Origin of the sequence: Faecalibacterium sp. Marseille-Q4164 (assembly GCF_017377545.1) — a bacterium.
GTDB lineage: Bacteria > Bacillota > Clostridia > Oscillospirales > Ruminococcaceae > Faecalibacterium > Faecalibacterium duncaniae.
Map to the genome: position 1 here is coordinate 48,461 of NZ_JAFREJ010000016.1, position 7,702 is coordinate 56,162.

At 58.7% G+C, this 7,702-nt stretch carries 10 protein-coding genes; 5 read left to right on the plus strand and 5 right to left on the minus strand.

Going from position 1 to position 7,702, the window contains the following annotated elements:
* Positions 1–341 precede the first annotated feature (341 nt).
* Both rpsI and rplM read right to left on the minus strand, forming a co-directional pair.
* The gene (gene rpsI / locus J3352_RS11800) at positions 342–740 is read right to left on the minus strand and encodes a 30S ribosomal protein S9 (protein ID WP_005929995.1); all 399 of its coding nucleotides are present in this window, start codon (positions 738–740) and stop codon (positions 342–344) included.
* Between the two features lie 17 nt (positions 741–757).
* Positions 758–1,186, minus strand: coding sequence for a 50S ribosomal protein L13 (gene rplM, locus J3352_RS11805; protein ID WP_005929998.1), 429 nt, complete (start codon positions 1,184–1,186; stop codon positions 758–760).
* Positions 1,187–1,473: 287 nt separating this feature from the next.
* Between rplM and J3352_RS11810 the strand changes: the two genes are divergently transcribed.
* The 5 genes from J3352_RS11810 (at position 1,474) to J3352_RS11830 (ending at position 6,750) form a co-directional block, all read left to right on the plus strand.
* Positions 1,474–2,043, plus strand: a complete 570-nt coding sequence (locus J3352_RS11810; protein WP_097772909.1) for a hypothetical protein — start codon at positions 1,474–1,476, stop codon at positions 2,041–2,043.
* A complete protein-coding gene (locus J3352_RS11815; protein ID WP_097772910.1) occupies positions 2,040–2,840 on the plus strand; it encodes a tRNA 2-thiocytidine biosynthesis TtcA family protein in 801 nt (266 codons plus the stop codon). Before J3352_RS11810 ends, J3352_RS11815 begins: the two co-directional genes overlap by 4 nt.
* A complete protein-coding gene (alr, locus tag J3352_RS11820) occupies positions 2,821–4,026 on the plus strand; it encodes an alanine racemase (protein ID WP_156062066.1) in 1,206 nt (401 codons plus the stop codon). The genes J3352_RS11815 and alr overlap by 20 nt, the downstream gene beginning before the upstream one ends.
* Positions 4,027–4,048: 22 nt before the next feature.
* A complete protein-coding gene (gene lepA, locus J3352_RS11825; protein ID WP_097770166.1) occupies positions 4,049–5,860 on the plus strand; it encodes a translation elongation factor 4 in 1,812 nt (603 codons plus the stop codon).
* An 86-nt stretch (positions 5,861–5,946) separates the two neighbouring features.
* Entirely contained in the window at positions 5,947–6,750 is an 804-nt protein-coding gene (locus J3352_RS11830; protein WP_156067569.1) for a PD-(D/E)XK nuclease family transposase, read from the plus strand.
* Positions 6,751–6,827: 77 nt separating this feature from the next.
* On the opposite strand, the gene J3352_RS11835 is transcribed toward J3352_RS11830, so the two are convergent.
* The 3 genes from J3352_RS11835 to J3352_RS14405 all read right to left on the minus strand — a co-directional run.
* Positions 6,828–7,109, minus strand: a complete 282-nt coding sequence (locus tag J3352_RS11835) for a hypothetical protein (RefSeq protein WP_156067567.1) — start codon at positions 7,107–7,109, stop codon at positions 6,828–6,830.
* Positions 7,110–7,120: 11 nt separating this feature from the next.
* Positions 7,121–7,555: an InlB B-repeat-containing protein gene (locus J3352_RS11840; RefSeq protein WP_173016522.1), complete on the minus strand. Its 435-nt coding sequence runs from the start codon at positions 7,553–7,555 to the stop codon at positions 7,121–7,123.
* A gap of 25 nt (positions 7,556–7,580) precedes the next feature.
* Positions 7,581–7,702: hypothetical protein (locus tag J3352_RS14405; protein ID WP_207700514.1), on the minus strand; the 122-nt coding region annotated here is incomplete at its 5' end.

Genomic DNA, 7,702 nt, shown 5'->3' on the forward strand with positions numbered 1-7,702 from the left:
ACCTCCTACTCAAATTTGTCTCGCCGGATTTCAGGCGAAAAAAAATAGAGCCTCGACCCATTCTCGTTTTCAAAGAATGAGCCAAGGCTCTATGTAAATCGGTCAAGTATGTGTTCGTCCGTCGATGGCAAAATTGGACTTCATTTGCTCCTATTGTCCACCAGTAATTTAACCCATAAGAGGTCAAAATGGGCTTGTCCACCAGTAATTTGACCACTATAAACCCATAAATTTCCGTTCAAATTCCATCAAAACCGAACAGTCCAGACAGAATTTTGGGCATAGAAAAAGCCCGGAAAATAGCGTATTTCCGGGCTTTTTTAGCATTTTTAAGCTGTAGATTATCGCTTGCTGAACTGAGGTGCGCGACGAGCGGCTTTGAGGCCGTACTTCTTACGCTCCTTCATACGAGGATCGCGGGTCAGGAAGCCAGCCTTCTTCAGAACAGAACGATTCTCATCGCTCTGCTGCAGCAGGGCGCGGGACAGGCCGTGGCGGATAGCGCCAGCCTGGCCGGAAACACCGCCGCCGGAAACGCGGACGACGACATCGTACTTGCCCTCCAGGCCCAGCAGGACCAGCGGAGAACGGACGATCAGCTTCAGGGTCTCCAGACCGAAGTAGTTGTCGATATCACGATCGTTGATGGTGATCTTGCCGGTGCCGGTGTAAACGCGAACGCGGGCAACGGAATCCTTACGACGACCAGTGCCGTAGAAATAAGGTTTGGTTTCGTACATGTTCGATTGCCTCCTTCTTAGAACTCGATCTTCTCGGGCTTCTGAGCTGCGTGAGCGTGCTCGGCACCCTGGTAGCAGTGCAGACGGGTCAGAGCCTTAGCACCGATGGTGTTGGAAGGGATCATGCCCTTGATAGCGTAGGTCATAGCCAGGTCGCTGTTCTCAGCCATCAGCTTGCTGTACTGGACCTTCTTCAGGCCGCCAATGTACTTGCTGTGGGTGATGTGGAACTTCTGCTCAGCCTTCTTGCCGGTCAGAACTGCCTTGTCGCAGTTGACGACAACGACGTAATCGCCGCAATCGACATTGGGGGTGTAGTTGACCTTCTGCTTGCCGCGCAGCAGAACAGCGGCCTCAGCAGCGACGTGACCCAGGCTCTTGCCGGTTGCGTCGAGCAGATACCACTTGCGCTCGACTTCAGCGGGCTTTACGAGAGTAGTGCTCATATCTATTTCCTCCTGATAAGTGTTTGGTACGATTCAGGCGCCTTTGGGGCGCGAGTGTCAGTATACAACACAAAAAAGCGCCTGTCAACATCTTTTTGCGATTTTTTCAGCGGAAATTTTTATACCTCTCAAAATCTCTTGAATTCTCTCGAAATCTCGTGTTTTCTAAAATCTCATTTTCAAAAAGTTTTTCAGTCTCCGGGGGGCAAAATTGTCCCGGCGGCGCTACAATTTTGCCGCCGAGTGTGTTATACTATATAAGATATTGTAAAAAGGAGATTTTTCCCATGCCGAAAGACATTCACACGCAGGATTCCTCCCAGCAGCGGGCCTCCAGGCTGCTGCTCGCCATGGGCGTGATCGTGCTTTTGGGTGCGCTGGCCTACTTTGGGCTGACGCTGGCCGTCAACCGCCGCACTCCTGCCAACCCCGACACCCACTTTGATGCGGAGAATGGCATCTCGGTGGATTACGAAAGTGCCGTCTGGCCCGTCTGTCAGATGACCGAGGATGCTGCGCTGGGCCATGCGCTGCAGCTGGCTTCCGGTGAGGACAGTGCCAACGCCAACTATCAGGTGGTGCTGTTCCAGCGGGGGGACAAAGCCACTTACGAAGATTTCATCGGCCAGTCGGAAGCCGACCTGAAAGCAGCCTACGGTGTCATCAGCCCCCGCAAGGTCAAGCTGCAGGTGGAGGGTGCCACTGTCACTGCCGTGCGCTGTGATATCCAGGCCTACTACGCCGTGCTGGCCACCATTGAATACGACAGCGGCGATGTAGTCTATGTCTCCGGCCTGACCAAGCTGGCCTCCATCAGCGATATCGTCAATCTGGTGGAAAGCGTGAGCCTGACATGAGTGATCCACACGCCATGCAGCGGCTCTGCGGCCTGATGCGTAAGGCCGTGCAGGATTACGAGATGATCTCCCCCGGTGATAAGATCATGGTGGGCGTTTCGGGCGGCAAGGACAGCGTGGCCCTGACCATCGGGTTGGCTCAGCTGCGCCGGTACCTCGGCTTTGATTATGAGGTCGTGGCCGTCACCCTTGACCCGCAGTTTGACCACCAGGCTGTGGATTACAGCCCGCTGGCGGCGCTGTTCGCCCGGTATGAGGTCCCCTACGAGGTGCGCCGCACCGAGATCGGCCCCATCGTGTTTGAATACCGACAGGAAAAGAACCCCTGTTCCCTCTGCGCCAGGCTGCGCCGGGGCGCGCTGCACACGGCGGCGCAGGAGCTGGGCTGCAATAAAGTAGCACTGGGCCACCACCTCGATGATGCTGTCGAGACCTTTTACATGAATCTCTGGCGGGAGGGCCGCATTGGCTGCTTCTCCCCAGTCACCCAGCTGGACCGCCGGGGCCTGACCCTGATCCGCCCCATGCTGCTGGCCACCGAACACGAGGTGCGCTGTGCGGTAAAGGAGGAGGACTTCCCCATCGTCAAGAGCCGCTGTCCCGCCGACGGTGTGACCGTGCGGGAGCAGACCAAGGATTTTGTCCGGGAGCGCTGCCGCACCGACCACGCTTTCCGGCAAAAAACGCTCCATGCTCTGCAGGAGAGCGGCATCGACGGCTGGCGGCCGGTCCATACAGGACGCACATCCAATCCATCCCCAAAGGAGGGAATGCATCATGCAGATGCAGAACTTTGAAAAACACGTCTGGGCTGAGATCGATCTCGATGCCCTGCGGGCCAACTTCCGCACCGTAAAGCAGCGGGCAGGCAGCCTGCCCCTGTGTGCCGTGGTCAAGGCCGACAGCTACGGCCACGGTGCCGTCCAGTGCGCCCGGGTCTTTGCGCAGGAGGGCGCCTCCTGGCTGGCTGTCAGCTGCCTGGCCGAGGCCCTGCAGCTGCGCAGGAGCGGCCAAACCCTACCCATCCTCATTCTGGGCCATGTGCAGCCCACATACGCTGCCGCCCTCATCCGGGACGATATCACCGCGGCCTGCTACTCCCTGCCTCAGGCCAAAGCCCTGAGCGAGGCCGCACAGGCCGCCGGGGGCCGGGTCAAAGTGCATCTGGCTGTGGATACCGGCATGGGCCGCATCGGCTTTGCTCTGCGCACCAATTTTGATGCTGCCATTGCCGAGGCCATCGCCGCCTGCACCCTGCCCGGCCTGGAAATGACCGGCCTGTTCCAGCACTTCTCGGTGGCCGATGACACCGCCGAGGAAAACATTGCCTACACCGCCGAGCAGCACCGGCTCTTTGTGCAGGCCTGCAGCGCCCTGACGGCAGCCGGGCACGAGCCCGGCATCGTCCACTGCGACAACTCGGCCGGTGTGATGCTCCACCCGGACTGGCCCGAGGGCCTGCCCCGGGCACACTGCATGGCCCGCCCCGGCATCATCCTGTACGGCTTTGACCCCAGCGATGAAGTCCGCTTCGGGCTGTTCCGCCCGGTGATGAAGCTCAAGACCGTGGTCAGCATGGTCAAGGTGCTGCAGCCGGGCCAGTCCACCAGCTATGGCCGCCGGTTCACAGCAGAGCGGCCCACGCCGGTGGCCACCCTCTGCACCGGCTACGCCGATGGCTACCCCCGCCAGCTCAGCTGCGGCAAGGGCATCGTGGAGATCCACGGCAGACCCTGCCCGGTGCTGGGCCGGGTCTGCATGGATCAGATGATGGTGGATGTCTCCGCTGTACCGGGCACGGTGCAGGAGGGGGACGAAGCCATCCTGTGGGGCGGCACTGTCAGCGACAGTGCGGAGGACATTGCCCGCAAGACCGATACCATCACCTACGAGGTGCTCTGCGGCGTTTCCCGCCGGGTGCCCCGTGTTTATCTGGAACACGGCACGACCGCTGCCGTGGAGGACTGGATCCTGAACGACTAACACACTCTCCCGGAGGAATTACATGGCAAGAGACAACATCCGAAATTTCTGCATCATTGCACACATCGACCACGGCAAGTCCACCCTGTCGGACCGCATTCTGGAGCTGACCAAGAGCGTGGACGAGCGCATCATGGAGGATCAGATCCTCGATAACATGGACATCGAGCGGGAGCGCGGCATCACCATCAAGGCCCGCGCCGTTACCCTGAACTACACTGCCAAGGACGGCAAGACCTACGAGTTCAACCTCATCGACACCCCGGGCCATGTGGACTTTGCCTACGAGGTCAGCCGCAGTCTGGCCGCCTGTGAGGGTGCCATTCTGGTGGTGGATGCCACCCAGGGTGTGGAGGCCCAGACGCTGGCCAACACTTACATGGCGCTGGAGCATGATCTGGAGCTGGTGCCCATCCTGAACAAGATCGACCTGCCCAGCGCCCACCCGGACGAAGTAGCCCAGGAGGTGGAGGATGTGATCGGCCTGCCCTGCATGGATGCGCCCCGCGTCTCTGCCAAGACTGGCCTGAACGTCGATCAGGTGCTGGAGCGGGTGGTCAGCGATATTCCCGCCCCCACCGGCGACCCGGACGCTCCCCTCAAGGCCCTGATCTTTGACAGCATCTACGACAGCTACAAGGGCGTTATCGTCTACATCCGCGTGTTCGAGGGCACCGTCAAGCCCGGCGACACCATCAAGATGATGGCCACCGGGGCAGAGTTCACGCTGGTAGAGGTGGGCCACATGGGTGCCACCAGCCTGACCCCCTGCAGCCAGCTGCAGGCCGGCGAGGTCGGCTACCTGACCGCCAGCATCAAGACCGTGCAGGACACCCGCGTGGGCGATACCGTCACACTGGCAGACCGCCCCACCTCCGAGGCCCTGCCCGGCTACCGTCAGGTCAAGCCCATGGTGTTCTGCGGCATCTACCCCGCCGACGGTGCCAAGTACCCCGACCTGAAGGACGCGCTGGAAAAACTGCAGTTGAACGACGCTTCCCTGACCTTTGAACTTGAGACCAGTGCCGCTCTGGGCTTTGGCTTCCGCTGCGGCTTCCTGGGCCTGCTCCACATGGAGATCATCACCGAGCGTCTCGAGCGGGAGTTTGACCTGGATATCATCACCACGACCCCCAGCGTCCGCTACCGCCTGACCATGACGGACGGCACTGTGGAGATGATCGACAACCCGTCCAGCTACCCGGACCCCTCCAACATCGTCAAGCAGGAGGAGCCCTTTGTGGATGTCCACCTCTACACCCCCAACGATTACGTGGGTGCCCTGATGGATCTGTGCCAGCAGAAGCGCGGCGTGCTCATCGACATGAAGTATCTGGACGATGTCCGCGTGGATCTGCACTACGCCCTGCCTCTGGGCGAGATCGTCTACGACTTCTTCGATGCCATCAAGAGCCGCAGCCGCGGTTACGCCAGCTACGACTACGAGTTCAAGGAGTACCGCGAGAGCGATCTGGTCAAGCTGGACTTCCTGCTGAACGGCGACCCCGTGGACGCGCTCTCCATGATCGTGTTCCGGGACAACGCCTACGCCAAGGGCCGCCGCATCTGCGAAAAGCTGCGTGATAACATTCCCCGCACCCTGTTTGAGATCCCGGTGCAGGCCGCCATCGGCGGCAAGATCATCGCCCGCGAGACCGTCAAGGCCATGCGCAAGGACGTGCTGGCCAAGTGCTACGGCGGCGATATCTCCCGCAAGAAGAAGCTGCTGGAAAAGCAGAAGGAGGGCAAAAAGAAGATGCGCCAGCTCGGCAGCGTCTCCTTGCCCAGTGAAGCCTTTACCGCCGTGCTGAAGCTCGACAGCACGGATGACTAAGGGGTTTGCTACTTGCATTTTCAACAGGATTATGATAATTTAGAATCAGAAACAGCCGCACACCTTATAAAGAGAGGTATCCTGCCATGAAGGACCAGTATCAGCATTATCTCGAGCTCCTGAAGGGACTGCGGCTGATGGACGATGATTTCTTTTCAGAAGCATTGGATGAAAAAATCGAGCCTGTGGAATATATCCTGCGCACGATTCTTGAGCGCAACGACATCAAGGTTCAGTGCGCCGAGGCTCAGGTGGAATACAAAAGCGCAACCAAGCGCTCCATCAAATTGGACATCCGGGCTGTAGATACCGAGGGCCGCGTACTGGACATCGAGGTCCAGCGGGCAGACAAGGGTGCCAGCGTCCGCCGGGCGCGCTTCCACAGCAGTGTCATCGACCGGACGTTACTGGAAAAAGGTGAAGATTTTGACGCATTGGTGGACACCTATGTCATCTTCATCACTGAGCATGACAAATATGGTGCAGGCCTGCCGTTATATCATGTAGAGAGAACCGTCACAGAGCTGCAACACACCGCGTTCGGTGATGGAGCTCATATCATTTATGTGAATGGCGCATTCCGTGATTTGGAGCATCCCGTTGGACGTTTGATGCATGACATGAACTGTACCGACCCGAACAAAATGTTGAACCCGCTTCTTGCCAAAGAGGTACGCTATCTGAAAGAAACCGAAGGAGGGAGATCACAGATGTGCAGAGCATTTGAAGAGGTTGCGCGAGAATCCGCAAGAGATGCCGAGTATCAAAAGGCTGTACGGACAGCAAAGAAGATGCTGGCTTTGGGGCAGCTGAATCTGGAAACGATTGCTGAGTGTACAGAGCTTTCTCTCGACGAAGTAAAAGCACTTGCAGATAAGAAACCTGCCTGACAGCGATACAAACAAACGTCCCCCTGCACCGTTCAAACCACGAACGGCGCAGGGGGACGTTTCATATCCCGATATTTTCAGTTCAGGCCCTTGAACCAGTTCAGGCTGTCCTTGATGCCGTGCATGGAGTCCTGAATGATCCGGCCATAGATGTAGATGCTGTATGCCGCCGCAATGACCTGCACAAAGGCCTTGCCGCACTCGATGCCAAAGGCCAGATAGGGCTTTGCCTTCTGCCAGTAGGGGCGGATCTGATCCTTCAGCTCCCCCACCCAGGCAGGAGCGCCGCCGGAGATCTGCTCCAGCTCCTCAGCAGGAATGACGGTGCACTGCGCCGGAAATCTCAAGTTCTGCTGCATGTCCGCTCCTCTCAAAGTGCCAGGCTTGCCAGCAGCACCAGAACTACGCTTCCGGCCGCCAGCCCCATCGTTGTAAGAAGGGTGTCCGGGTCTACCTCTTTTTCCTCCACCACTTCCGCGCTGCCGCCATTGGCCGACCAGTGGGCATAGACGGTGGTATCCGCACCAAACGCCGTATCGTTGGCTTTGACCTGCACATCAATGGGAAAACCGGTGACATCATCCGTACCGGTGGTGTACCAGCCATCGAAGGTATAGCCCTCCATGGTGGCGGTGGGCAGGCTCGTCAGCTGGCCGTCGGCATTGGTGCGCTCCGCGGCAGAGGTACAGATACCGCCGTTGGCATCAAAATAGACGATGACCTTTGCCGCAAAAGCGGTGGGGGTACACAGGCAGACCGCCAGCACACAGGCCAGCCCCGCCAGCATCCGTTTGAACTTCTTCATCCTGCGCTCTCTTTCCGGCTCAGCGTCAGACGCTGTAGCCCTGTGCCTTGATGACATCCACCACCTGAGAAACGTACTTCTGGCAGGTGTCGTGGTCGGGGGCCTCCACCATCACGCGGACCACCGGCTCGGTGCCGGACTCCCGGA

Coding starts and splice junctions, on each gene's coding strand:
- rpsI (WP_005929995.1), bottom strand. CDS start 740: ATGTACGAAACCAAACCTTATTTCTACGGCACTGGTCGTCGTAAGGAT.
- rplM (WP_005929998.1), bottom strand. CDS start 1,186: ATGAGCACTACTCTCGTAAAGCCCGCTGAAGTCGAGCGCAAGTGGTAT.
- J3352_RS11810 (WP_097772909.1), top strand. CDS start 1,474: ATGCCGAAAGACATTCACACGCAGGATTCCTCCCAGCAGCGGGCCTCC.
- J3352_RS11815 (WP_097772910.1), top strand. CDS start 2,040: ATGAGTGATCCACACGCCATGCAGCGGCTCTGCGGCCTGATGCGTAAG.
- alr (WP_156062066.1), top strand. CDS start 2,821: ATGCAGATGCAGAACTTTGAAAAACACGTCTGGGCTGAGATCGATCTC.
- lepA (WP_097770166.1), top strand. CDS start 4,049: ATGGCAAGAGACAACATCCGAAATTTCTGCATCATTGCACACATCGAC.
- J3352_RS11830 (WP_156067569.1), top strand. CDS start 5,947: ATGAAGGACCAGTATCAGCATTATCTCGAGCTCCTGAAGGGACTGCGG.
- J3352_RS11835 (WP_156067567.1), bottom strand. CDS start 7,109: ATGCAGCAGAACTTGAGATTTCCGGCGCAGTGCACCGTCATTCCTGCT.
- J3352_RS11840 (WP_173016522.1), bottom strand. CDS start 7,555: ATGAAGAAGTTCAAACGGATGCTGGCGGGGCTGGCCTGTGTGCTGGCG.